The sequence below is a fragment of the Streptomyces sp. NPDC050416 genome (assembly GCF_044458845.1).
GTDB lineage: Bacteria > Actinomycetota > Actinomycetes > Streptomycetales > Streptomycetaceae > Streptomyces.
In genome coordinates, this window is the sequence record NZ_JBITII010000003.1 from 275,944 (window position 1) to 300,944 (window position 25,001).

Annotated in this window: 18 protein-coding genes; 5 read left to right on the top strand and 13 right to left on the bottom strand. The window is 68.6% G+C overall.

The window, feature by feature from the left end; all coding sequences use genetic code 11:
* Positions 1 to 156: 156 nt before the first annotated feature.
* The 7 genes from ACIBL4_RS10875 to ACIBL4_RS10905 form a co-directional block, all read right to left on the bottom strand.
* Positions 157 to 1,926: an IucA/IucC family protein gene (locus ACIBL4_RS10875; RefSeq protein ID WP_399408542.1), complete on the bottom strand. Its 1,770-nt coding sequence runs from the start codon at positions 1,924 to 1,926 to the stop codon at positions 157 to 159.
* On the bottom strand, positions 1,923 to 2,471 hold the full coding sequence (locus ACIBL4_RS10880) for a GNAT family N-acetyltransferase (protein ID WP_399408544.1): 549 nt from the start codon (positions 2,469 to 2,471) through the stop codon (positions 1,923 to 1,925). The genes ACIBL4_RS10875 and ACIBL4_RS10880 overlap by 4 nt, the downstream gene beginning before the upstream one ends.
* Positions 2,468 to 3,745: a lysine N(6)-hydroxylase/L-ornithine N(5)-oxygenase family protein gene (locus ACIBL4_RS10885; RefSeq protein WP_399408546.1), complete on the bottom strand. Its 1,278-nt coding sequence runs from the start codon at positions 3,743 to 3,745 to the stop codon at positions 2,468 to 2,470. The genes ACIBL4_RS10880 and ACIBL4_RS10885 overlap by 4 nt, the downstream gene beginning before the upstream one ends.
* Positions 3,729 to 5,171 (bottom strand): lysine decarboxylase DesA, encoded by a 1,443-nt coding sequence (gene desA / locus ACIBL4_RS10890; RefSeq protein ID WP_399408548.1) that lies wholly within the window; start codon positions 5,169 to 5,171, stop codon positions 3,729 to 3,731. Before desA ends, ACIBL4_RS10885 begins: the two co-directional genes overlap by 17 nt.
* A 181-nt stretch (positions 5,172 to 5,352) precedes the next feature.
* On the bottom strand, positions 5,353 to 6,207 hold the full coding sequence (locus ACIBL4_RS10895; RefSeq protein WP_399408550.1) for a siderophore-interacting protein: 855 nt from the start codon (positions 6,205 to 6,207) through the stop codon (positions 5,353 to 5,355).
* A 124-nt stretch (positions 6,208 to 6,331) separates the two neighbouring features.
* On the bottom strand, positions 6,332 to 7,375 hold the full coding sequence (locus ACIBL4_RS10900; protein ID WP_399408552.1) for an ABC transporter substrate-binding protein: 1,044 nt from the start codon (positions 7,373 to 7,375) through the stop codon (positions 6,332 to 6,334).
* Positions 7,376 to 7,577: 202 nt separating this feature from the next.
* Positions 7,578 to 8,504, bottom strand: a complete 927-nt coding sequence (locus ACIBL4_RS10905; RefSeq protein WP_399408554.1) for a hypothetical protein — start codon at positions 8,502 to 8,504, stop codon at positions 7,578 to 7,580.
* On the opposite strand from ACIBL4_RS10905, the gene ACIBL4_RS10910 reads away from it, so the two are divergent.
* The gene (locus tag ACIBL4_RS10910; protein WP_399408556.1) at positions 8,455 to 14,244 is read left to right on the top strand and encodes a polymorphic toxin-type HINT domain-containing protein; all 5,790 of its coding nucleotides are present in this window, start codon (positions 8,455 to 8,457) and stop codon (positions 14,242 to 14,244) included. The two genes, ACIBL4_RS10905 and ACIBL4_RS10910, sit on opposite strands and share 50 nt — an antisense overlap.
* A gap of 12 nt (positions 14,245 to 14,256) precedes the next feature.
* On the top strand, positions 14,257 to 14,679 hold the full coding sequence (locus tag ACIBL4_RS10915; RefSeq protein ID WP_399408558.1) for a hypothetical protein: 423 nt from the start codon (positions 14,257 to 14,259) through the stop codon (positions 14,677 to 14,679).
* 186 nt (positions 14,680 to 14,865) lie between these two features.
* Here ACIBL4_RS10915 and ACIBL4_RS10920 read toward each other — a convergent pair whose 3' ends face one another.
* The 4 genes from ACIBL4_RS10920 to ACIBL4_RS10935 are packed head-to-tail and all read right to left on the bottom strand — an operon-like array spanning position 14,866 to position 20,538.
* Positions 14,866 to 16,026, bottom strand: coding sequence for an acyl-CoA dehydrogenase family protein (locus ACIBL4_RS10920; RefSeq protein ID WP_399408560.1), 1,161 nt, complete (start codon positions 16,024 to 16,026; stop codon positions 14,866 to 14,868).
* 5 nt (positions 16,027 to 16,031) lie between these two features.
* The gene (locus ACIBL4_RS10925; protein WP_399408562.1) at positions 16,032 to 16,982 is read right to left on the bottom strand and encodes a hydroxymethylglutaryl-CoA lyase; all 951 of its coding nucleotides are present in this window, start codon (positions 16,980 to 16,982) and stop codon (positions 16,032 to 16,034) included.
* The gene (locus ACIBL4_RS10930; RefSeq protein ID WP_399408564.1) at positions 16,979 to 18,907 is read right to left on the bottom strand and encodes an acetyl/propionyl/methylcrotonyl-CoA carboxylase subunit alpha; all 1,929 of its coding nucleotides are present in this window, start codon (positions 18,905 to 18,907) and stop codon (positions 16,979 to 16,981) included. The genes ACIBL4_RS10925 and ACIBL4_RS10930 overlap by 4 nt, the downstream gene beginning before the upstream one ends.
* Positions 18,908 to 18,921: 14 nt before the next feature.
* Positions 18,922 to 20,538 carry a carboxyl transferase domain-containing protein gene (locus ACIBL4_RS10935; RefSeq protein WP_399408566.1) on the bottom strand — a complete coding sequence of 539 codons (1,617 nt, stop codon included), beginning with the start codon at positions 20,536 to 20,538 and terminating at the stop codon, positions 18,922 to 18,924.
* Positions 20,539 to 20,624: 86 nt separating this feature from the next.
* Here ACIBL4_RS10935 and ACIBL4_RS10940 point away from each other — a divergent pair, with 86 nt between their 5' ends.
* A complete protein-coding gene (locus ACIBL4_RS10940; RefSeq protein ID WP_020273324.1) occupies positions 20,625 to 21,221 on the top strand; it encodes a TetR/AcrR family transcriptional regulator in 597 nt (198 codons plus the stop codon).
* Between the two features lie 284 nt (positions 21,222 to 21,505).
* Here ACIBL4_RS10940 and ACIBL4_RS10945 read toward each other — a convergent pair whose 3' ends face one another.
* Positions 21,506 to 22,531, bottom strand: a complete 1,026-nt coding sequence (locus tag ACIBL4_RS10945) for an esterase-like activity of phytase family protein (protein WP_399408568.1) — start codon at positions 22,529 to 22,531, stop codon at positions 21,506 to 21,508.
* 52 nt (positions 22,532 to 22,583) lie between these two features.
* Complete coding sequence (locus tag ACIBL4_RS10950) at positions 22,584 to 23,435, bottom strand: serine hydrolase (protein ID WP_399408570.1); 852 nt, start codon at positions 23,433 to 23,435, stop codon at positions 22,584 to 22,586.
* Between the two features lie 269 nt (positions 23,436 to 23,704).
* Here ACIBL4_RS10950 and ACIBL4_RS10955 point away from each other — a divergent pair, with 269 nt between their 5' ends.
* Both ACIBL4_RS10955 and ACIBL4_RS10960 read left to right on the top strand, forming a co-directional pair.
* Positions 23,705 to 24,340 carry a hypothetical protein gene (locus ACIBL4_RS10955; RefSeq protein WP_399408572.1) on the top strand — a complete coding sequence of 212 codons (636 nt, stop codon included), beginning with the start codon at positions 23,705 to 23,707 and terminating at the stop codon, positions 24,338 to 24,340.
* A 151-nt stretch (positions 24,341 to 24,491) separates the two neighbouring features.
* Positions 24,492 to 24,980: an ATP-binding protein gene (locus ACIBL4_RS10960; protein WP_399408574.1), complete on the top strand. Its 489-nt coding sequence runs from the start codon at positions 24,492 to 24,494 to the stop codon at positions 24,978 to 24,980.
* Positions 24,981 to 25,001: the final 21 nt, after the last annotated feature.

Here is a 25,001-nt window from a genome sequence, read left to right on the forward strand (position 1 = left end):
GTCCAACGGTCGGTGATCCGGCTGCGGGTGCGTGGGGGGCTTGTCGCGCCCGCAGCGGCGGAGCCGCACATTGATACAGCCCCGCGCCCCTGAAAGAAGGCCACATGACGGGCACCCCGGAGGACCGTACTCCGGGGTGCCCGTCTGCTGCGGGGGTCAGAACTCGGCGATCGGGTTCTTCAGGGTGCCCACCAGCTGGAGGGCGCCGGACGGGTCCGAGAGGTCGACCATCTGTTCGTTGTTGCGGAGTTGGAGGCGGTTGAGGCAGGACAGGGCGAACTCGGGGGCGAACATGTCGTACTGCTTGAACTTGTCGGCCAGTGAGGGCATCGAGTCCTGGTAGGCGCGGGTGACCTCCGCGACCGTGCGCCAGAAGTCGTCCTCCTCCAGGATGCCCTCGGAGGCGAGGTTCGCCGCGAGGAAGCGGAAGAAGCAGTCGAAGACGTCCGTGAAGACCGACAGGAGTTTCTTGTCCTCCGGGACCTCCACGCGCAGTCGCTCCACCGCCGGCGGCAGGACCGCGTCCGGGTCCATGACGGCGATCTCCTCGGCGATGTCCTTGTAGATCGCGCGCTGCACGACCCCGTCCTTGAGCACGAGGATGACGTTCTCGCCGTGCGGCATGAAGACCAGGTCGTAGGCGTAGAAGCTGTGCAGGAGAGGCGTGAAGTAGGCCTGGAGGTAGCGGCGCAGCCATTCGGTCGGGATGAGGCCCGACCGCTCGATCAGCGCGCCCGCGACCGACGCCCCCTCGTGGTCGACGTGGACCAGGGACGCCATCGTGGCCAGGGACTCGCCCTCCTTCAGGGACGGCACCGGGCTCTCCCGCCACAGCGCGGCGAGCATCTTGCGGTACGGCGAGTAGCGGTCCGTCGCCTGCTCGTACTCCAGGTGCCGGTAGCCGACGGCGGCGCGCTCCCGGATGATCGACAGGCCGGTCGACCTCAGGACCGGGTCGTTGTCGATGAGCTGGGCCAGCCAGTCGTTGATCGCGGGAGTGGCCTCCATGTAGGCGGCCGACAGCCCCCGCATGAAGCCCATGTTGATGACGGACAGGGCCGTCTTCACGTAGTGCTTCTCGGGGCTGGACTTGTTGAAGAAGGTCCGGATGGACTGCTGGGCCAGGTACTCGTCGTCGCCCTCGCCGAGGCACACGAGGTGTTTGCGGGCGACCTCGGCCGCGAAGGTGACGGTGAGTTTGTTCCACCACTGCCAGGGGTGGACCGGGATGAGGAGATAGTCGGCCGGGTCCAGATCCTGGTCGCGCAGGACGCCGTGGAAGCGCTCGAGGGTCTCCGCGCCCAGTTCCTCGCGCAGGAACGACTCGTACGCGATGCCGACACCGGCCGTGAACGCGGCACGCGAGCGGTGGGCCGCGAGCCAGACGAGCCGGACGGGGCTCGCCGTCTCCGGCGCGTACGACAGGTACTCGTGGATGCCGAAGCCGAGCCGGCCGTTGTTGGCCACGAAGCAGGGGTGGCCCTCGGTCATGCCGGTCTCGATCGTCTGGAAGTCGCTGCGCGCGAGCTCGGCGGCCGTGATCCGCGGCTTGGTGAGCTTGTAGCAGGTGCCCGAGAGGGTGGAGGAGATCTCCTCCAGGTAGACGGGCAGGATGTCGTCGCTCAGGCCGAGGGACTTCTGCATCTCGATGAAGAAGTCAAGGGCGGCGAGCGGGAGTTCCGCGCCGTCCCGGTGCCGGGTGATCGAGTCGGCGTCGATCTGCCAGTGGTCGAGGGCGCGGAGCGTGGCCGTGAAGGTGTACCGGGTCTGGCCGTCGTCGCTGCGGACGACGTAACCGTTCCCGTCCTGCTCGGGGGTGATCAGGCGCTCGTGCGCGAACTCGGCGAGCGCCTTGCGGATCAGGAGGCGGTTGGCCCGCGCCCAGCGGTGGGGGGACAGATGCGCTACGGCGTCGGACAGGGTCATACGGCTACTCCTCGGGCGGCCAGGAACTGTTCACGCGTGCAGAAGCTGAGCAGCGCGCGTTTCTCCGGCTTGTCGATCTCGCGGACGGGCACGAAGCCCACGGCCTCGTTCAGCGCGTGCACGGCCTTGTTGCTCACGTCGGGCTCGACGACGACCCGGCGGGTGCGCGGGTCGGCGAACAGCTCGTCCATCACGGCCGTGATGACCGCCCGGGTGAAGCCGTGGATCGGCCGGTCGGTCGGCGCGACCAGGAAGTGCATGCCGACGTCGCCGGGCTCCGGCTCGTACAGCCCGGTCAACTCGACGTACCGGGGGTCGTACTTCTCCATCAGGAACGCGGGCCTGCCCTCGTGCAGGCCGAGGTAGGCGTGGTGGTGCTCGTGCGCCGCGATGCGCATGTACTCGCGCTCGACGTCCGGGAGCTTCGCGTCCTGCATCATCCAGTAGGCCGCCTTGGGGTGGGTGACCCAGGAGTGCAGCAGCTCGGCGTCCTTCAGGGGGTCGAGCGGGCGGATGGTGAACGTGCCGATGCCGGTGGTGCTCATACGGAGAACTCCTGGAACGCGATCGTCTTCTCCACCGGGTAGTACTCGGTGCCGAGCAGCTCGCGGATGATGTACGCGTTCCGGTACGGGCCCATGCCCAGGTCGGGGCTGGTGATGCTGTGGGTGTGGACGCCGGCGTTCTGGAGGAAGATGCCCCGGCCGGTGACGTCGATGGCGTAGTTGCGGGCGACGTCGAAGTTGCCCCGGGAGTCGTAGACCAGGCGGTCCCGCACGGGCCCCAGGAACTCCGGCTCGGTGTATCGGTAACCGGTGGCCAGGACCAGGCCCTCGGAGGTCAGCTCGAAGTCCGTGCCCTGCTCCTCCTGGCGGAAGCCGAGCGTGTACGTGCCGTTCTCGTACGTCGCGCTGGTCAGCGAGGAGTTGGTGAGCAGGCGCGTGGGCACGGGGCCGCCGAGGTTCTTCTGGTAGAGCAGGTCGAAGATCTCGTTGATCAGGTCGCCGTCGATGCCCTTGAACAGGCCCTTCTGCTCGGCCGTGAGGCGGTAGCGGGTGGCCTCGGGCAGCTCGCGGAAGTAGTCGACGTACTCCGGCGACGTCATCTCCAGCGTGAGCTTGGTGTACTCCAGCGGGAAGAAGCGCGGGGAGCGCGTGACCCAGTTGAGCCGGTAGCCGTGGACGTCGATCTCGCTGAGCAGGTCGTAGTAGATCTCGGCGGCCGACTGGCCCGAGCCGACGAGCGTGATCGAGTCCTTCTTCTGGAGCTCGGCCTTGTGGCTCAGGTAGCGGGAGTTGTGGATGAAGTCGCCGCCCAGGTTCTCGCAGGCCTCGGGGATGTGGGGCGGGGTGCCCGTGCCGAGGACGAGGTGGCGGGCGCGGAAGACGTCTCCGGCCTCGGTGTGCACGAGGTAGACGTCGTCCTCGTACCGGACCTCCGTCACCGTCGTGTCGAAGCGGATGCTGCGCAGCCGGCTCGCGGCCCAGCGGCAGTAGTCGTCGTACTCGACGCGCAGCGGGTAGAAGTTCTCGCGGATGTAGAACGAGTACAGCCGGCCCTTCTCCTTCAGGTAGTTCAGGAAGGAGTACGGGGACGTCGGGTCGGCGAGGGTGACCAGGTCCGACATGAACGGCGTCTGGAGGTGGGCGCCGTCGAGGAACATGCCCGCGTGCCACTCGAAGTCGGGCTTCGACTCCAGGAAGACGCCGTCGAGTTCGTCGATCGGTTCGGTGAGGCAGGCCAGGCCGAGGTTGAAGGGGCCGAGCCCGATGCCCACGAAGTCGTGGGTCTTGGTCGGGTTTTCAGGACGCGCGGTCAAGGGAGTCTCCCAGGTACTGCTCGGCGTGGCCGGCGATCAGATCGAGGACGGCGGCGATGTCGGACGCCTGCGTCTCGGGGTTGAGCAGGGTGAACTTCAGGTAGTGACGGGCGCCGACCTTGGTGCCCGCGACGATGGCGTCACCGGAGGCGAACAGGGCCTTGCGGGCGAAGAGGTTGGCGCGGTCGATCTCGGCGGGGTCGGTGACGGACGCCGGGATGTAGCGGAAGACGAGGGTGGACAGGCTCGGCTCCACGACGACGTCGAAGCGCGGGTCGCCGGCGAGCAGCTTCCAGCCCTCCCGGGCCAGCTCGCACACCTCGTCGAAGAGCTGCCCGATGCCGTCGGCGCCCATGGTCCGCAGCGTCATCCACAGCTTGAGGGCGTCGAAGCGGCGGGTCGTCTGGAGGGACTTGTCCACCTGGTTGGGGATACGTTCCTCCACCATGCGGCGCGGGTTCAGGTACTCGGCGTGGTAGGTGGCGTGCCGGAGCGTGGCCGCGTCGCGGACCAGCACGGCGGACGAACTCACCGGCTGGAAGAAGGACTTGTGATAGTCCACGGTGACGGAGTCGGCGCGCTCGATGCCGGTCAGCCGGTCCCGGTGCTTCAGGGAGGCGAGCAGCCCGCAGCCGTAGGCGGCGTCGACGTGCATCCAGGTGCCGAACTGCTCGCACAACTCGGCGATCTCGGGCAGCGGGTCGATCGAGCCGAAGTCGGTGGTGCCGGCGGTGGCGACGACGGCCATGGGGACGAGGCCGTCCTGCTTGCAGCGCTCCAGCTCACGGGCGAGGGCGACGGTCTGCATGCGCTTGTCGTGGTCGACGGGTATGGAGACCACGGAGTCCTGGCCCAGGCCCAGCAGTTTCGCGGACTTCTTCACGCTGAAGTGGCTGACCTCGGAGGCGAAGATCCGCAGTTTCGCCAGGGTGCCGGTCTTGGCCTCCTCGCGGGCCAGCAGCAGCGCCTGGAGGTTGGACTGCGTGCCGCCGGAGGTGAACACGCCGTCTGCGGCGGGGCCGAGGCCGATGCGCTCGGTCGTCCAGTCGATCAGTTTGCGCTCGATGAGGGTGCCGCCGGCCGACTGGTCCCAGGTGTCCAGGGAGGAGTTCACGGCGGACAGGACGGCCTCGCCGAGCACGGCCGGGATGACGACCGGGCAGTTGAGGTGGGCCAGGTAGCGGGGGTGGTGGAAGTAGACCGCGTCCCGGAGGTAGACGTCCTCCAGTTCGTCGAGCACCGCGGCGGTGTCGTGCAGCGGCTTGTCGAGGTCGATCGCGTCGATGGCGGGAGCCAGGGCGTCGACGGTGACGCCGGTGAACGGCCGTTCAGTGGTGGCGATTTTGGCGGCCACCCGCTCGACTCCGGCGGTCACGGAGCGGCGGTACTGCTCCGCGGTGGTGTCGTTGAGCAGGTGCGAGCGCATGTGGGGGTCCTCCGGTGGGGACAGTCCGGTGCGGGACAGGGGCGGGCTGAACCGCGGGTTCAACTTAGGTAAGCCTAACCTAAGTTGTTTAGGGCGGAACCGGGCCCTGCCGTGACTGTGGTCACTTGGGTCACATAGGTGGGAGAGGGACGGGGACGCGTGGGCGCGGGCGGGTTGCGGGCTATCCCTCTGCCCGCAACTGCTCCTCGCTCACGCCGCGACGCCAGTAGCCGACGAACGTGACCCGGCGGCGGTCGATCCCGCGCTCGCGCACGAAGTGCCGGCGCAGCTCCTTCACACAGCCCGACTCGCCGGCGATCCAGACGTACGGCCGCTCGGCCGGGGGCAGTTGGGCCTCGCGGAGGGCGTCGAGGGCCATGGAGGAGTCCTCGCGGCCCGCCTCCTCCCTCACGAGCCAGGTGATCTCGGCGTCCGCCTCGGTCACCAGGTCCTGGATGTCCCCGGCGTGCGGCACCTCCAGCCAGACCCGGGCGCGGGTGCCGGCCGGCAGCGACTCGACGATGGCCGAAGCGGCCGGTACGGCGGTCTCGTCGCCCCAGACGACCACGAGGTCGGTGTCCTCGGGCGGCCGGAAGCGGATCGCCCGGTTGTCGGCGACGGCCGGCCCGAGCAGCAGCACCCGGTCTCCGGCCGCGGCACCGGCGGCCCAGCGGGAGGCGGGGCCGGCCTGGACCGAGGCGCCCGGCTCGACGCCGTGCAGGGCGAAGTCGATGTCGATCTCGTCCGGGTCGCGGCGCAACTCTCGCAGGGTGTACGACCGCATCACGGCCCGTATGCCGTCCGGCAGTTCACGCCAGCCCTGCCACCATCCGTCCCCGAGTTCGAGCGGGACGACCGGCTCGGGCTGCCCGGGGTGGGGCAGGAACAGCGACAGCGACTGGTCACGCCCGTCGGAATGAAAGGCGTGCAGATCGGGCCCGCCGAAGGTGACACGGACCAGGGACGGCCCGAGCCGCCTCGTCCGCACGACCTGGAGTGAGAAGAAACGGAACGGGGCGGCCACGGCGGTGGTCATATACGACTCCTGAGTTGTCATCAGGCGGTGGAGGAGTGCCCTCTCAGGGGCGCGGGGAACTGCGCGACCAGCCACAGCGAACCCGCAGCCGCAGGCCCGGCGCAGCTCCCACGGCGCTGAACGCCTAGCTGACCTTCTTCGCGCCCTCGATGGCCTTCGCCAGGTTCTCCACCAACGGCACGCACTTGTCGTACGACAGAATCGGCTCGGCCGACCGCGAGATGACCTGCCCGGCCTTCACCGCCGGCAGCTTCTTCCACGTCGCCTCGGTGATGTCCGCCGGCTGGATCGCCGAGGACCGGTCGTCCATCATGATGATGTCGGCCGCGTACTTGTCGACGTTCTCCCAGCTCAGGCTCTCGAACCAGCCGCCGCCCTTCGCCTTGGCCTTCTCCGGCGGCTCGACGAAGTTCACACCGAGGGCCTTGAAGTACTCCAGGTCGACGGAGAGGTTGGTGCCGGAGACGTAGAAGAGCTCCTGGCTGGCGGAACCGGCCATCACCTTGATGTCGGGGTGCGCCTTGGCGGCCTTGCGCAGCCGCTCGGAGGCCTCCTCGAACCGCTTCTTGGCATCGGTGGCCTTCGCGGCCTTCATGTCGCCGCCGAGGGACTCGGCCAGCTCCCACATGCGCTGGAGCGGGGCCGTGAGCTGACGGTCGTAGACGGAGATGCCGACGCTCGGGGCGAGCTTGGCGATCTTGTCCTTGGAGGCCTCGGGGACGTACCAGAGGGTGCCGACGGAGTCGAACATGGTGCTGATCAGCACGTCGGGGGCGAGGGCGGCGTACTTCTCGACGTTGAACTGGTCCCAGGAGTTGCCGAGGATGGTCACCTTGCTGATGTCCATGTCGCCGGCCTGGACGTCGGGCTTGCCGTCCTGCGTCTTGGTGGGACCGAAGACGCCCTTGACGGAGACGCCGTAGTCGTAGAGGGCGGCGGCGACGCCGGTGAAGGCGACGATGTTCGCGGGGACCTTGTCGAGCTGCACGTTCTTGCCGCGGTCGTCCTTGAAGGACCACGGGCCGGACTTGGCGGACGCCTTCGAGTCCGAGCCGCCGTCCGTCGAGTCCTCGCTGCCACAGGCGGTCACGAGCGCACCGAGTCCGAGGGCACCGCCGGCGGCGAGGATGCCGCGGCGGGAGAAGCGGGCGGTTCTGGCGTTCGACATCGCTGGGTCTGCTTTCGTACGTACGGAGCCACTGCGGGCACGGCTGTCAGCCAGTTGGCTGAATTCAAGATTAGGTTAGCCTAACCTCATGCCGTGTCCAGGGGGGCCCTGGTATCTGTGCCCCGGGGAGGGGACGGGATGCCCTCGGGGTCAGTGATCCGGGTCACGAAGGGGCGTGCCGAAGCTCCAGCAGGGGCCCCGTCTACGGCTTGAGACGGCGCGTCACGGCCCGGACCAGGTCGATACGGGCGACCTGAAGGGCGAACTCCTGTCCGCGTCCCGGCGCAGGCTTCGCGAACCAGGGGAGACCGCGGCGACGCCACTTGGCGGGCGCGAGGTTTTCGGGAATCGGCGGCAGCTCCAATGACCAGGCGCCCAGCCGCAGTTGCCCCGTCCAGAGCCCGGCCGGCAGCTCGGTGACCGGTACCCGTACGACGAAGTCGCCGCCGGGCTGTGAGGCTGCGCGGGCGGGGAAGACGGCGGTTTCGCCCCGGCCGTCCTCCAGGTGGACGGCGAGAGCACCGTCCGGGAAGGCGGCCAGCGTGCACCGGCTGGCCAACTCCAGTTCCGTCGACGAGCCCGGGGCCCACCGCACGCCGCGCAGGCTCAGGTGTGGCAGCACCTCATGCTTGCGTTCACCGATGTCGAGCGTGAAGTTGCCGTGGGGATTGGTGGTGTAGAGCGTGACGGCACGGGCCTCGCTGCCGCTGTCCACGATGTGCATCGCCGGCGCACCCGAGACCCCGCCGTCCCGCTTGCTGCCGATCCGGACCTCGCGGGTGACGCCCTGAGCGCCGATCGCGAGGGAGATGTCCCAGAGCCCGTCGGGGAGAGGGCCGCCGTCAGCGGCGGTGGTGATGTCGACGGAGGCCTCGAAACCGGCCTGTTCGTAGAGATACCGCCCCTCGTCCTCCTCTTTGCCGAGCCCTGGAGTCGCTGTGTGGGCGACCGTAAGCCGGTGCTCCGTGCCGCTGCCCCGCTCGCGCAGGACGAGCTCGGTGGTCACGTCCTCGGTGGCGACGCGATGCAGGTAGCCGTGTCCGGCCAGGTGCAGCACGGTGCCGCGAAGTTCGGCGCGGGTGACGTGGTGGCGTACCCCGAGCTGGCGGGTCGCGCTGGCCGGCGGCACGTCCGGTGAGCTCGTGAAGGACGACGCCACGGGCCTTTGGCGACTCGCCAACGACGACAACTCCAAGATCGAGCGCCTGACGGACACCACCAACGGTGACGACGACGGCGAGTACTGGAAGCTCACCACGACCGACGGCACCCAGTACTTCTTCGGCCGGAACCGGCTGCCGGGGTACGCGTCCGGCAACGAGGAGACCGGCTCCACCTGGACCGTCCCGGTGTACGGCGACGACTCCGGCGAGCCCTGCCACAAGGCCACGTTCGCCGACGCCTACTGCTCCCAGGCCTGGCGCTGGAACCTCGATCACGTCATCGACCCGCACGGCAATGTCATGTCGTACTTCTACGGCAAGGAGACGAATCACTACACGCAGGGCCTGAAGACGGGCGAGAACGGCAAACCGTACATCCGCGGCGGGTACCTCAAGCGGATCGACTACGGCCAGCGCAAGGACAAGGTGTACTCGACCAAGCCCGCTGCCCGGGTCGTCTTCACCACCGCAGAACGCTGCATCGGCGCGGCGGCCGACTGCGAACCCGGAGACCTCACGGACGCCACGGCCACCCGATGGCCGGATGTGCCCTGGGACCAGAACTGCAAGGCAAGCACCAAGTGCGCGGGCCAGAACTCTCCCACCTTCTGGACCCGCAAGAAGCTGACGAATGTCGCCACGCAGATCCGCACCGGTGACGCCACGTATAGCCCGGTCGACGAGTGGAACCTCGCCCACATCTTCACCGACAACGGTGACGGCTCGAAGTCGCTGTGGCTCGACGGCATCGACCACACCGGAAAGGTCGGCACGGACGCATCCGTCCCGTCCGTGAAGCTCTACGGCAAGCAACTCCCCAACCGAGTCGACAAGCTCGGCGACAACATCCAGCCCTTCCATCGCTTCCGCCTGTCAGGGGTGGAGAACGAGACGGGCGGAGCGCTCAGCGTCAACTACGCACCCAACGAGTGCACGACGACGAACCTGCCCGCCGAGGACTCCTCGACCAAGCGCTGCTTCCCGGTGAAATGGAACCCGCCGGGCGAAGAGGACCCGATCCTCGACTGGTTCCACAAATACGTCGTCGAGTCCGTGACCGAGACCGACCTCACCGGCGGCAACGACGATCGGATCACGTCGTACACCTACGCAGGAGACGCAGGCTGGCGCAAGACCAAGGCCGACGGTCTCACGAAGGCGGAATTCCGTACCTGGGGTGATTGGCGCGGCTACGGCAAGGTGCGCGTCGTTACCTCGAACGGCACCAACTCCCCGTCCAACACGAAGACCGAGCATGTCTTCTTCCGCGGTCTTCACGGTGACGTGAACGCGAGCGGCGCCACGCGCTCCGCATCGGTCACCGACTCGAACGGGACCTCGTACGAAGACACGGAGTGGAAGGCCGGCCAGGAACTCGAGACCCTCACCTACAACGGCGCCGACGTCACCGAGAAGTCGGTGGCGGTGCCGTGGACCGCGGTGACAGCGACGAGTACCAAGGACTGGGGCACGCGCCGGGCGCGCTACGTCGCCAACGGTTCCACCGACACCTATGTCGCGCTCGCCATCGGCGGCTGGCGGCGTACGAGGGCCACTACCCAGTACGACTCGAAGACCGGGCGGGTCCGCCAGGTCGACGACTACGGCGAGGTCGGTGTCGCCGACAATCAATGTGTCCGCACCGAGTACGCGGACAGCGAGACCCGGCACATGTATGCATACGTGTCGCGGGTAGAGAAGGTCAGCGTCGAATGTGCCGCGACTCCCGACCGGCGCACCCAGGTCATCTCCGACGACCTGACCTTCTACGACGGCTCCACCACACTGGGCACGGCCCCCACCAAGGGCGACGTGACCACGACCAAGCGCCTGGAGTCCCACAGCGGTACGACAGCGAACTACCAGACGACCAGCGTGACGACGTACGACGACTTCGGCCGCCCGCTGGTGGTGAAGGACGCGGAAACGGCCTCGTCCCCGACGGAGTACGCAACGTCGACGACGTACGCGGAAACGTACGGGCTGGCCACGAAGTCGGTGGTGACCAACAGAGCGGGCTGGACGGCAACCACCGAGTACGCGCCGCAGTGGGGCCTGCCGACCGCCAAGGTCGACCAGAACAACCGGCGCACCCAACTCGCCTATGACGGGCTGGGCCGCCTGACGTCGGTCTGGCTTCCGGACCGCATCGGTGCGAGCGCGTCGATCAAGTACCAGTATCTGGTGCGCGGGAGCGCCGGCCCGACCGCCGTGTACACCCAGAAGATCGAGAAGGGCGGCCAGGCGTACGGCAGTGAATGGACGCTGTACGACGGCCTGCTGCGGCCTCGGCAGGAGCAGACCGAGGGGCCGGGAGGCGGCCGCATGGTCGCCGACACCCTCTATGACGGCTCCAACCGAGTGATACAGGTCAACGACACCTACTACGCCGCCGGTGCCCCGTCCTCCCAGCTCTTCGAGCCGGTCAACGCCGACCTCACCGGTCAGACGGTGACCGAGTACGACGGAGCCGGAAGGGTCACCGCCTCGATCTTCAACGTGCAGGGGGAGGAGAAGCACCGCACGACCTACGTCCACGGCGGAGACCGGGTCACCATGACCCCGCCGGCGGGCGGCACGAAGACGACGGTCGTGAAGGATACGCGCGACCACACCACGACCCAGATCCAGTACCCGCAGGGCGGAGACGTGGTCACCACGTCCTACGGCTACACCCCGGCCGGTCAGCTGGAGAAGGTGACGGACGACGCCGGAAACGCCTGGACGTACACCTACGACCAGCTGGGCCGTAAGAAGAAGGCGGTCGACCCGGACACCGGCACGGAGGAGTTCACGTACGACGCCATGGACCGCCAGACGTCGGTGACGGTCAACGGCAACAAGACGTCCACGAAGTACGACGTGCTGGGCCGTCCCGACTCCACCTGGCAGGGAGAGCCGGACACCGGCACCAGGCTGTCGATGACGAAGTACGACACCGTCGCCAAGGGTGAGCTGTACGGCGTCTACAGCTACAAGGACGGCGCCGTCCACTCGTCGGTCACTTATCCGACCCTCGACGCAAACAACGACTACAAGCCGGTCTCGACGAAGTACTTCCTGTCGAAGGCGGCCGAACCGCAGCTGGGCGGGACCTATGAGTTCACCACCCAGTACAACGACGACGGGACCGTGCAGGGTCAGGGCCTGCCCGCAGCGGGCGACCTGCCCGCCGAGGCCCTCGGGTACAGGTACGACGAGCTGCAACGGCCGACGGGCTTGAACACGTCGCTTGGCGGCCTCAAGTACGTCACCGACGTGTCGTACTCGCCGACCTCCGACCTGGAGCAGGTGGAACTGTTCACCGGCGAGTCGGCTGCCAAGAAGACGTGGCTCAACAACACGTTCGAGGCGGGCACGCACCGCTTGGCCAACGCGAGTGTCAGGGTGGAGGGCGCGGCGAGCGCCGCCTACGACGCGGACTTCACGTACAACTCCGTCGGTGACGTCCTCTCGATCGCCGACACGCCTACCAACGGCACAAGCGACGTGCAGTGCTTCCAGTACGACGGCCTGCGTCGTCTGACCGACGCGTGGACCTCGTCGGTGACGTCCAGCGGGGCCAGGGGCACCGGCAGTGCCGATGCGGCCTGCACATCGGCAGCGTCGTCCTCGACGGTCGGTGGGGTGTCTCCCTACTGGACGGAATACGGCTACGACGCGATCGGCAACCGGAAGAGCGAGACGCGGCATGGCCTGAACGGGGCCCCGACCTCGACCCGGACGTACACCTACGGGGAGAAGTCCGGTCCCAACGGCACGAACTCCGGTCCGCACACGGTGTCGTCGGTCGTGGAGAAGACGGCCGCCACGAGCACGGTGCCCGAGGTCACTTCTCAGGACACCTACACCTACGACGTCACGGGCAATACCAAGACACGTGTGCTCAACGGGGACACCCAGTCCCTGGACTGGGACAAGCAGGGTGAGCTGACCAAGGTCACCAACGCCGACGGCACGGTGACGCAGTACACGTACGACGCGTCGGGAGAGCGGATCCTCCGGGACACCTCCAAGGAGAAGACGTTCTACCTGCCGGGCGTGGAGCTGCGCCTGGACAAGGCGACGTCCAAGGTGACGACGACGCGCTACTACGCGTTCGGTGAGATGCAGATCGCCATGCGCGATGCGTCCGGTGTCCACTTCCTGGCGTCGGACCACCAGGGAACGGCCCAACTGGCGATCAACGCCAAGACGGGTGAGACGACGCGCCGCCGCATGGACCCCTTCGGTAACCCCCGTGACGAGTCGACGTCGTCGACCTCGTCGCGCGCCTGGGTCAACGACAAGGGCTTCGTCGGCGGCACGGTCCAGCAGTCCACGGGCCTGACCACCCTCGGAGCACGTGAATACGACTCCGACACGGGCCGCTTCATCTCGGCGGACCCGATCATCGACTACACCGACCCGCAGCAGATCAACGGCTACTCGTACAGCAACAACAACCCGGTCACCTTCTCCGACCCGAGCGGCCTGAAGCCCGACGACTGTGTGAACGTCGGCATCACCTGCACTCTCGAGCGTGACGGCGGGTGGGAGGTCAAGGCGACCGACACCTACTACACGTACTACGGCGTTCAGAAGCCGAAGGAGTCGCCGGCGCAGCATCGGGCGCGCCAGCAGAAGGCCCGGGCGGACGCAGCCAAGCAGCGGGCGATCGCCGTCGCCAAGGAGCTGGCGAAGATCGTCGCGGACGAGCTGGGCATCACGGACGCGCTGGACTGCTTCACCACGGGGGCGTTGGGCTCCTGCGGGGCCACGGCACTCAACGTGGTGTCCTCACTCGTGGCCGGCGGGCCACTGGCGCGGCTGGCCGCGAAGTACTGGAACAAGATGGACAAGGCCTGGGCCCTGATCAAACGCATCGGGGGCCTGAGCCGCAGGCTCTGGGAGAACTTCCAGGACTGGCGCAAGAGCAGCAAGGCGGTGGACGAGGCGACGGAAGCCGTGACCTGCAAGGTGGGCAACAGCTTCACGCCCGATACCAAGGTGCTGATGGCCGACGGTTCCACCAAAAAAATCAAGGACGTCGACATCGGCGACAGGGTCTTGGCGACCGATCCGGAGACGGGCGAGACCAAGGCCGAGACGGTCACAGCCGAGATCAAGGGCAAGGGCCTCAAGCACCTCGTCAAGCTCACGATCGACACCGACGGCAAGAAGGGCTCCAAGACGGCTTCGGTCACGGCGACTGATGGTCATCCGTTCTGGGTGCCTGAGCTGGGGGAGTGGGTCGATGCCACTGATCTGAAGTCGGGGGAGTGGCTGCGGACTGGCGCGGGGACGCGTGTCCAGGTCGCTTCTGTGGAGCGGCGGACAGTCGGTTCGGCCACGGTTCACAACCTCAGCGTGAGCGATCTGCACACGTACTTTGTGCTGGCAGGAGCTACGCCAGTACTGGTGCACAATGATGGTGGCGAGCCTGTCACCGATGACTTCAACCAGGCGCGGAATCAGGCTCTCGATTGGCTGAGTTCTCGCGGATTCAAGGCAGAAAAAGTAACGCTGGGCAAGTTCGGGGCGATCAAAGGTAAGCCGATCGGCATGCAGACGGCTAACGGCAAGGTTGGCTTCCGAATCGAATTTGATGATCGAAGCGGGGCTCACATCAACGTGTGGGCAGGCAAGGAAAAGGGTCCGCACTTCCAATTCAATGCCACTGAAGCAACCGTGACGAAGCTTCAGGGTCTGCATGGATGCGGTTGATGGAGGAACGGTTTGTCTGGTGACTACTGGGAAGAAGAGGTATTCTCTGTGCCGCCTCTAGCTGCCCTGAAGAAAACGAGCGCGTCAGATGTATTCGACTGGTTGGAACTCCACTTGCCCTTCGTTGGAGGGAAGATCGATTGGCGTCGCGTGGATGGGCGGCATAGCCACTGGAAATTCGACGATGAGCAGCTTCTCGTGGCGAGTGCATCCAGGGAAATCTGTGCGCGAACCAGGCCCGGCTCTGTAGTCGAGCATGTAGGAGACGGGATTTCGCCCTACTGTGTGCATTTTTCCGAAGGTCAGGCCGCTTCGGTTACGGCTGCACTTCTTGAGGTGCCAGAGCATCACTACTTCCTGGCAGGGAATCGAGCGTGGATCATGGTGGTCTCCTTCGAAGGTGATTTGGATGTCTTGGATCGGTTCGGCACCTAATCGGATTCCGAAGACTGGACCTCCCCCCAAAGACACGCAACTGCGAATAGCGGACCTCGGGAATCCCGTTTCCGTCATTTTGGGTTCGCGTCCTTCGTTCTGAGCGAAACACCTCTGCAGCCCACCGCACGGCGGTGGGCTGCAGAGGTGTTTGACGGCAAACTGAGGCGGAACAGGTACCGTCTCTCAGCCCGCCAGCCCCAACTCCCGCGCGATCAGCATCCGCTGGACCTCGCTCGTGCCCTCGCCGATTTCGAGGATCTTGGAGTCGCGCCACATGCGGGCGACCGGGTACTCGTTCATGAAGCCGTACCCGCCGTGGATCTGAGTGGCCTCGCGGGCGTTGTCCACGGCGATGGTGGAGGAATGGAGCTTGGCCAGGGCAGCCTCCTTCTTGAAGGGGGCGCCGGACACCAGGCGGGCCGCCGCGTCGCGCCAGGCGAGGCGGGCGGTGTGGGCCTTCATCTCCATGTCGGCGATCTTGAACTGGATGGCCTGGTTCGCGGCGATCGGCTTGCCGAAGGCGTGGCGTTCCTTGGCGTACTTGACCGACTCGTCGACGCAGCCCTGGGCCAGGCCGGTGGCCAGCGCCGCGATGGCGATGCGGCCCTCGTCGAGGATGCGGAGGAACTGGGCGTAGCCTCGGCCCTCTTCGCCCAGGAGGTTCGCCGCCGGGACACGGACGTCGGAGAAGGACAACTCTCGCGTGTCCGAGGCGTTCCAGCCGACCTTCGAGTACGGGGCCGCGATCGTGAAGCCCGGGGTGCCGGACGGGACGATGATCGAGGAGATCTGCGGCTTGCCCTCCGGGGTGCGGCCCGTGACCGCCGTGACCGTCACCAGGCCCGTGATGTCCGTGCCCGAGTTGGTGATGAAGCACTTCGTGCCGTTGATCACCCACTCGTTCGTCGACGCGTCCAGACGGGCCGTCGTGCGGGTCGCGCCCGCGTCGCTGCCGCCGTCCGGTTCCGTCAGGCCGAACGCGCCCAGGAGTTCGCCGGAGCAGAGGCGGGGGAGCCATTCCTGTTTCTGGGCCTGCGTGCCGTAGCGGTAGACCGGCATCGCGCCGAGGGAGACACCGGCTTCCAGCGTGATGGCTACCGAGGAGTCGACCCGTGCCAGTTCCTCCAGGGCCACGCCCAGCGCCAGGTAGTCGCCGCCCATGCCGCCGTACTCCTCGGGGAACGGCAGCCCGAACAGGCCCATGCGGCCCATCTCCCGGACGATCTCGTACGGGAACTCATGCCGCTCGTAGAAGTCGCCGATCTTCGGCGCCACCACCTCGTGCGCGAACTCCTCGACCGTGCGGCGGAGTTCCTCCAACTCGGGGGGAAGGCGGTAGTCCATGGTGATCACTGCTCCTCGGTGTCCTCGTGGGACAGGGCTCGGACGGTGCGGGACGGGCTCGGTCGGCCCAGGCGGTCGGCCATCCACGCGCTCGTGGCGACGAGGCGGCCGAGGTCGATTCCGGTGTCGATGCCGAGGCCTCGCAGCATCCACACGAGGTCTTCGGTGGCCAGGTTGCCGGTCGCCGACTTCGCGTACGGGCAGCCGCCCAGGCCGCCCGCGGAGGCGTCGACCGTCGTCACTCCCTGCTGGAGGGCGGCGAGCGTGTTGGCGAGGGCCTGGCCGTAGGTGTCGTGGAAGTGGACGCCGAGGGCGGACGGTGGGATTCCTGCTTCGTCGAGGGCCGCGAGGAGCGCGACCACGTGGCCCGGGGTCGCGACGCCGATCGTGTCGCCCAGGCTCAGCTCGTCGCAGCCCATGTCCAGGAGGGCCTTGCAGACCCGGACCACCTGGGGGATCGGGACCTCGCCTTCCCAGGGGTCGCCGAAGCACATGGAGAGGTAGCCGCGGACATGGACGCCGTCCGCCTTCGCCCGGGCCACCACTGGGTCGAACATCGCCAGGGCCTCGTCCACCGTGCGGTTGAGGTTGGCCTTGGCGAAGGACTCCGTGGCGCTGGCGAAGACCGCCACCCGCCGCGCGCCCAGCGCCAGGGCACGGTCGAGGCCGCGTTCGTTCGGCACGAGCACCGGCAGTGCCACCGGGAGGTCGCCGACCAGGGGATAGAGCTGCTCCGCGTCCGCCAGTTGGGGGACCCACTTGGGGTGGACGAAGCTCGTCGCCTCGATCGTCGTCAGGCCCGCTTCGGCCAGACGGCGGATGAACTCCGCCTTGACTTCGGTGGGGACTGTCGCCTTCTCGTTCTGCAGGCCGTCGCGTGCGCCCACCTCGTGGATGCGGACGCGGGTGGGCAGGTCCGTGGTCGGGACCACCATCGGGAGACCGTCGACAGTCATTTCTCCGCCTCCTCCTGTGCCCCCTCGTGCGGTGCGATGACCGCCAGCACCTGGTCCATGGCGACCGTCGAGCCCGGGGTCACGTCCAGTTCGGTGACCTTGCCGGCGTGCGGGGCGGAGATGACGTGCTCCATCTTCATCGCCTCCACCACCAGCAGGCTCTGGCCCGCCGTCACCTCGTCGCCGACGGCGACCTTCACCACCGTCACCGTGCCCGGCATGGGCGCCGTCAGCGAGTCGGCGCCCGCGTGGGCCGCGCGGCTGAGGGACGCGGCCACCGGGTCGTGGTCGCGTACGTGCCAGGCGTCGCCGTCGCGGCCGAGCCAGTCGGCGGCGCGGTGGAAGGTGTGGCGGACGCCGTCCAGCGTGACGCAGACCCGGTCGTCGGTGACCGTGGCGGTGCCGCGCGGGGTGTACTCCAGGGGGTCCTGGATCCTGAGGTGGAAGACGGGCGGTTTGCGCTCCCCGCCGAGCCGCCAGCCGCTGGGGACCGAGAAGGGGTCCGTCCAGCCGCCCGGCTCGGGCCGGAGCACCTCCAGGCGTACGGCGGCTGCCGCCTCGTACACCTCCTCGGGTACGTCCGTGGAGACCAGGTCCTCCACCTCGCGCTCGACCAGGCCGGTGTCCAGGTCGCCGGCGACCACCGCCGGGTGGGCGAGCAGCCGGCGCAGGAAGCCGGCGTTGGTCTGCACCCCGAGCGTGACCGTCTCCGCCAGGGCCGAACGGAGCTTGCGCAGGGCGGTCGCGCGGTCGGGGCCGTACGCGATGACCTTCGAGAGCATCGGGTCGTAGAGGCTGCCGACCTCCGTGCCCTCCGTGAGGCCCGAGTCGGTGCGGATACCGTCGCCCTGCGGTTCGCGGAGCCTCAGGACCGTGCCGCCGGAGGGAAGGAAGCCGCGCGCCGGGTCCTCGGCGCAGATACGGGCCTCCACGGCGTGGCCGGTCAGCCGTACGTCCGCCTGGGTGAAGCCCAGAGGCTCGCCGGCCGCCACGCGCAGCTGCCACTCGACCAGGTCCAGGCCGGTGATGAGCTCCGTGACCGGGTGCTCCACCTGGAGGCGGGTGTTCATCTCCATGAAGTAGTACGACGACGGGTCGGTGCCGGGGACGATGAACTCCACCGTGCCCGCGCCCCGGTAGCCGCAGGAGCGGGCCGCCTGGACCGCCGCCTCGCCCATCGCGGAGCGTGTCTCCTCGTCGAGGAGGACGCTCGGCGCCTCCTCGATGATCTTCTGGTGGCGGCGCTGGAGGGAGCACTCGCGCTCGCCGAGGTGGACCACGTTCCCCTGGCCGTCGGCCAGGACCTGGATCTCGATGTGGCGTGGGCGGTCGATCCAGCGCTCCACCAGGAGCGTGTCGTCCCCGAAGGAGGCGCGGGCCTCGCGGCGGGCCGCGGCGATCTCCTCCTCCAGCCGGGTCAGGTCCCGCACCAGGCGCATGCCCTTGCCGCCGCCGCCCGCGCTCGGCTTCAGCAGCACGGGCGCGCCCAGCTCGCGGGCCGCCTCGGCCAGGTCCGGGTCCCGTCCGCCGGGGACCACGGGCACTCCGGCCGCCCGGACCGTCTCCTTGGCGCGGATCTTGTCGCCCATGAGGGAGATCGCGTCCGCCGGAGGGCCGATGAAGACCAGGCCGGCCTCGGCGCAGGCGCGCGCGAAGGCGGCGTTCTCGGCGAGGAAGCCGTAGCCCGGGTGGACGGCCTGGGCGCCGGTGCGGGCCGCGGCCTCAAGCAGGCGCTCCACCGACAAGTAGCTCTCGGACGCGGGGGCCGGGCCGATCCGGACCGCCGTGTCCGCCTCGCGGACATGCCGGGCGTCGGCGTCCGCGTCGGAGAAGACGGCCACCGAGCGCACGCCCATCGACCGCAGCGTACGGATGACCCGTACGGCGATCTCGCCCCGGTTGGCCACCAGCACTGTCTCGAACATCGTCGTCCGTCCCCTCACATCCGGAAGACGCCGAACTGGGGGTCACCCAGGGGCGCGTTGGCGCACGCGGTCAGGGCCAGGCCCAGGACCTGGCGGGTGTCCAGCGGGTCGATCACACCGTCGTCCCAGAGGCGGGCCGTCGCGTAGTAGGCGTTGCCCTGGCGCTCGTACTGGTCGCGGATCGGGGCCTTGAAAGCGTCCTCGTCCTCCGCGGGCCAGGACTCGCCGCGGGCCTCCAGCTGATCCCGCTTGACGGTCGCGAGGACCGACGCGGCCTGCTCGCCGCCCATGACCGAGATCTTGGCGTTCGGCCACATCCACAGGAAGCGGGGGGAGTACGCCCGGCCGCACATCGAGTAGTTGCCCGCGCCGTACGAGCCGCCGACCACGACCGTCAGCTTCGGTACGCGGGTGCAGGCCACCGCTGTGACCATCTTGGCGCCGTGCTTGGCGATGCCGCCCGCCTCGTAGTCCTTGCCGACCATGAAGCCGGAGATGTTCTGCAGGAACACCAGCGGGATGCCGCGCTGGTCACACAGCTCGATGAAGTGGGCGCCCTTCTGGGCGGACTCGGAGAACAGGATGCCGTTGTTGGCGACGATGCCCACCGGGTGGCCGTGGATCCGGGCGAAGCCCGTGACCAGGGTCTGGCCGAACTCGGACTTGAACTCGGCGAAACGGGAACCGTCGACCACGCGCGCGATGATCTCGCGCACGTCGTACGGGGTGCGCGAGTCGACCGGGACCGCGCCGTAGAGGCCGTGCGGGTCGACCTTGGGTTCCGTCGCCTCCGTGACCTCCCAGGGGAGCGGTCCTCGGGCGGGGAGGGTGGAGACGATCGTGCGGACGATGCGGAGCGCGTGCGCGTCGTTCTCCGCGAGGTGGTCCGTGACGCCCGAGACGCGGGAGTGGACCTCGCCGCCGCCGAGTTCCTCCGCCGTGACGACCTCGCCCGTGGCCGCCTTCACCAGGGGCGGGCCGCCCAGGAAGATCGTGCCCTGGTTGCGGACGATCACCGCCTCGTCGCTCATCGCCGGGACGTACGCCCCGCCGGCCGTGCAGGAGCCGAGGACGGCGGCGATCTGGGGGATGCCGGCGCCGGACATGCGGGCCTGGTTGTAGAAGATCCGGCCGAAGTGGTCCCGGTCCGGGAAGACCTCGTCCTGCATGGGGAGGAAGGCGCCGCCGGAGTCCACGAGGTAGACGCACGGGAGGCGGTTGTCCAGGGCGACCTCCTGGGCGCGGAGGTGCTTCTTGACCGTCATCGGGTAATACGTGCCGCCCTTGACCGTGGCGTCGTTGGCGACGATCACGGTTTCGCGGCCGCTGACCCTGCCGATGCCCGCGATGACACCGGCGGCCGGGGCCTGGCCCTCGTACATCCCGTCGGCCGCGAGCGGGGCCAGCTCCAGGAAGGGCGAGCCCGGGTCGAGGAGGGTGTCGACGCGGTCGCGGGGGAGCAGCTTGCCGCGCGCGGTGTGGCGGGCGCGGGCCTTCTCACCGCCGCCCTGCGCGGCTGCGGCCAGCTTGGCGCGCAGCTCCTCCACGAGGGCGTGGTGCGCCTCCTCGTTGGCCCGAAAGGCCTCCGACGCGGGGTCTGCCGCGCTCGTGAGCTCCGGTGCCTCGTGCATCCTGCGGTCCCCTCACCTTGTTAATGAGCGTTAACGCATTTCCTTCAGGTTAACGACCGCTAACCTCCCTGTCTAGAATTGTTTTCATGGCCACGAGAACCGACGCCCCCACCCGACGCGAGCAGATCCTCAAGGAGGCTGCCCGGCTCTTCGCCGAGCGGGGCTTCCACGGGGTCGGAGTCGACGAGATAGGTGCCGCTGTCGGGATCAGCGGGCCCGGGCTGTACCGGCACTTCGCGGGCAAGGACGCGATGCTCGCGGAGCTGCTGGTGGGGATCAGCGGGCAGCTGCTGACGGGGGCGAAGCGGCGGGTGGCGGAGGCGGACGGGGGTGCGGGGGCTGAGGCGGTCCTCGACTCGCTGATCGAGGGGCACATCGACTTCGCGCTCGACGACCGGCCTCTGATCACCCTGCACGATCGGGAGCTGGATCGCCTCCGGGACAGCGACCGGAAGATGGTGCGGCAGCTGCAGCGGCAGTACGTGGAGCTGTGGGTGGGGGTGGTGCGGGAGGTGTACCCGGGGCTCGGTGAGCCTGCGGCTCGGTCGGCTGTGCACTCGGTGTTCGGGTTGCTGAACTCGACGCCGCATCTGGGGAGGGCGGGGTCTTTGCCCGGGCGGGGGGCCACGGCGGAGCTGCTGCATCGGATGGCCCGGGGGGCGTTCGCGGCGGTGGGGGTTTAGGGGGGTGTTCGCCCACCCGCCCGCCCGTATCTGTCGGCCAGGAGGCTGATGCCGTGTGGGGGCTCCGCCCCGGGTCCCGGTGGGGGCTTCGCGCCCTGCGCCCCCGCGCTCGCCTACCCGCCCGGCCGAAGCGGTTGGACAAGAGGCCGCCCTTGCCCCCGGGGGGCTCCGCCCCGGGTCCCGGCGGGGGCTTCGCCCCCTGCGACCCCTGCGCTCGCCCGCCGAAGCGGCCGGACAAGAGGCCGAGCTTGTCCCGGGGCTCCGCCCGGCCCCCGGCGGGAGAGCTAGGAAGTCAGCCTCACCCGCAGGGCGTAGAAGCGGGTCGTCTGGGTCGGGTTCTCGTTGTCGTCGCTGGCGAGGAGGACCTTCAGGGTGTTGTTCCTGCGGCCCGTGATCGTCATGGCCTCGATGTTGTCGAGGAGGGGGTTCGGCTGGGGTTGTCTGGCCGTGGCGCCGAGGGAGGGGCAGGTGGCCAGGTCGGTGAGGAGGGTCTTCTTGATCAGGCGGGCCGCGGGGCGGGTCGGCAGGGTGTCGATGTCGCTCGTGTTCGTCGCCCCGCGCGGGTCGGCCAGATAGAGGCGAACCGTATTGCCCACGCCGGAGGTGAAACCGCGCTCCAGGACCAGGAGGCGGCCGTCGGGGGTCGATTGGACCTCGGGGACGCCCAGGCCGGGGTCCGTGCGGTAGGCGTACTGGGCGGCGAGGGCGAAGTGGCCGTGCGGCGTCCTGCGCCAGGTCTGGAAGCGGACGGTCGTCGGGTCGTCGCCGGAGAGCGCGTACTCCATGGAGGCCAGTAGGGTGCGGCCGCCGGGGAGCAGGGTCAGGCCCTCGAAGGTGCCGTTCGGCCGGGCGCGGCCCGCGGGGCTCACCCGCAGGGCGTCCGGGACCGGGAGGCGGTCGAGGAGCCTGCCGGTGCGGGAGTAGCGGCGTACGGACGGCTCGGTCTCGGAGGTGATCAGGCGCGTACCGTCGCGGTCGACGGCCAGGCCCTCGGAGTCGAGCGCGGTGCCGTGCTCGTCGGCGAGTGCGACCACGGAACGGGGCTTCAGCGTCCGCGCGTCCAGGCGGAAGAGGGACGAGCGGTCGGAGAGGGCGGCCAGGGAGCCGTCGCTGTCCCTGGCGAGTGCCGAGAGGTTGCCGACGTAGGTGTTCTCGTACGTCGTCTTGTCCAGCGCGTCGGAGAAGCCGTCGATGGAGACGGCCGGCGAGCAGGCGTGCCGGGTGTGCGCCTGGGCCGGGGCGGCGACGGTCAGGCAGGTGGTCGCCGTCAGGGCTGCGGTGAGGAGGGCGAGAGGGGTTCTGAGGGGCATGGCGTCACCGTAGGGCGGGCCGGTGACGCCGGGTAGGACGCGTGGTGAAGGGTCAACTCGCGGCCAGGTCCTTGTGGATGACCTTGGCCACCGCCTGGATGGTCGCGATGCCGTAGTTCATGGTGCTGTTGCCGTGGGTGAGCACGGTCATCATGTAGTCGTGGCCGCCGCCCTTGAACGCGCCGACACTGTGCACCCGCCAGCCGTTCGTGGAGCGTTGCAGCCAGCCGTTCTTCACGGCCACGGTGACACCGGACGGCACTCCGTACGGTGTGCCCCAGCGCTGGGACGAGACGACCTGCCCCATCAACTTGAGGATGTAGGCGCGGGAGTTGTCGCTCAGGACCGTGTTCTTGGCCGTCAGAAGCTTCAGCAGCTTCTGCTCGTCGGTGACGGTGATCTGCGTCAGGCCCCAGTAGCCGTTCGCGCCGGGCTTGGTCTGGGTCATGCCGGCGGCGGTGAGGAAGCCCTTGATCTTCGTCATGCCGAGCTGCTTCCACAGGGTGGAGGTCGCGGCGTTGTCCGACTTGGTGATCATGGCCTTGGCGAGGGTGTTCTCGCGGTCGGTGAGATACCGGTCGTGCTTCTTCGCGTCCCACAGCAGCGTGGCGAGGACGGTGACCTTGACGACGCTGGCCGAGTCGTAGGCGGAACTCGCGCGCAGGGTGCACGTCGTGTTGGTGCTGCGGTCGTAGAGGCCGACGGCGACGGTGCCCTTGCGGGTGGCCAGCGCGGCGGTGATGTCCTTCTTCAGCTGGGCGGCCAGCCCGGCCCTGGCGGACGTACAGGTCACGGCCGGCGTGGCGGCGGCCGCGGGCGTGGCGGCGGCGACGAGCGGCACGAGCACACCCGTACCCACGGCCACCGCCAGCACTCTCGCGCGGCGGGATATCCCAGAAGTCATGCACCCATGACTCATCGGGGCGGGGGAAAGGTTGTGCGACTTGGCGAAGACTTGTGCGAGTCGTTACCGGGGTGCCGTGCGGTTTCACAGGGTGGGCCCAATTCCGGCACATTTGAAACTCTTGACGCCACCTTTCCCGCCGGGATACTTGCGGTCGACAGCGCGTCAACTTCCCCACCAGCAAAGAGATTTGACCTCCGCTGTCCGAGGTGCCGAACGGCGTACGAAGTTTCGCGAGCTTTCGACGGCCCCCCACAGGAGGATCCTCAATGAGCCCACGCAAGGCCCTCATAGCCGCCCTGACGGCCGCACTCCTGGCCGGCCCGGGCGCCGCCCAGGCCGCCACCACCCCGCGGACCACCTCCCAGGTCACCTCCGCAACCGCCCCCGCCCCCGCCCCCGCCCGCGAACGCGCCGCCGCGGCCACCATCACCTGGTCCCTCGTACGGGCGAGCAACCCCACCGAGGACCAGCGCACCGCCTACGACGCCATCACCCGGGCCATGAACGCGGCGGTGGCCCGCTACAACAACCTCAGTGACCTGGGCAAGACGATCACCGTCCGCTATGAGCCGGGTGTACCCACCGCCGACGGCAACATCAACGGGACCATCCGCTTCGGCAGCAACCGCAGCTACATGACCGAGCGGACGGCCCTGCACGAGATCGCCCACACCATCGGCGTGGGCACCAGCTCCGGATGGTCCCGCCTCGGCGGCAGCGGCACCTGGACCGGCGGGCAGGCGACCGCGCTGGTCAAGCAGTACGACGGCTCAGGCGCGAAGATCTCCACCGGCGGGGGCCACTTCTGGCCCTACGGCCTGAACTTCGAGAACGAGATGTCGAACACGGCGGCCGACCGCCACGTCCACCTCGTCGCCGCGATGGTCCGCGACGGCCTGTAGGCCGTGTTCGACCCGTACTTGAAAGTAACTGGCGTGTGGGGTGGGCCGGCCGGAAAGTCGCGGGCGGCCCACCGCATCGTGTCTGTTGAGGCGGGCGCCGGGTACCCGGTTCATTCACATACGTGGGGCCGAGGGAGAGGAGGTCGGGGCCGTGGCGGTGAAGGCGATGGGATGGGCGCACTCGTTCCCCATGTCCGAGGGAGTGCGCGCCGGGCGGGAGTGGACACGCAGGCGTCTCGAATCCCTGCCCTGGGCCGCTGCGGAGCCGGACACGGTGGACGCCATCGTGCTGGCCGTGTCCGAGCTGATCACCAATGCGCACATCCACGCGCACAGCGACGCGCACCTGGTCCTCACATGGGACGGCGACTGCCTTCACGTGAGCGTCCACGACGAGGATCCGACGCTGCCGCGCCAGCGCGAAGCGGAGCCGGGGGATGTCTCCGGCCGCGGAGTGGCGATCGTGCGGAAGCTCGCCGATGAGTGGGGGATGCGGTGCCGGCGGAACGGCAAGACGGTGACGGCATGCTTCCGCCCCACCGATGCCGATGCGGATGCCGACACCGACACCGACACCGATACCGATACCGATACCGACACCGATACCGGCAACGACCGGCATGAAGGCAGCGGCAACTGAGCGGGCGTACTACGGCCGTGA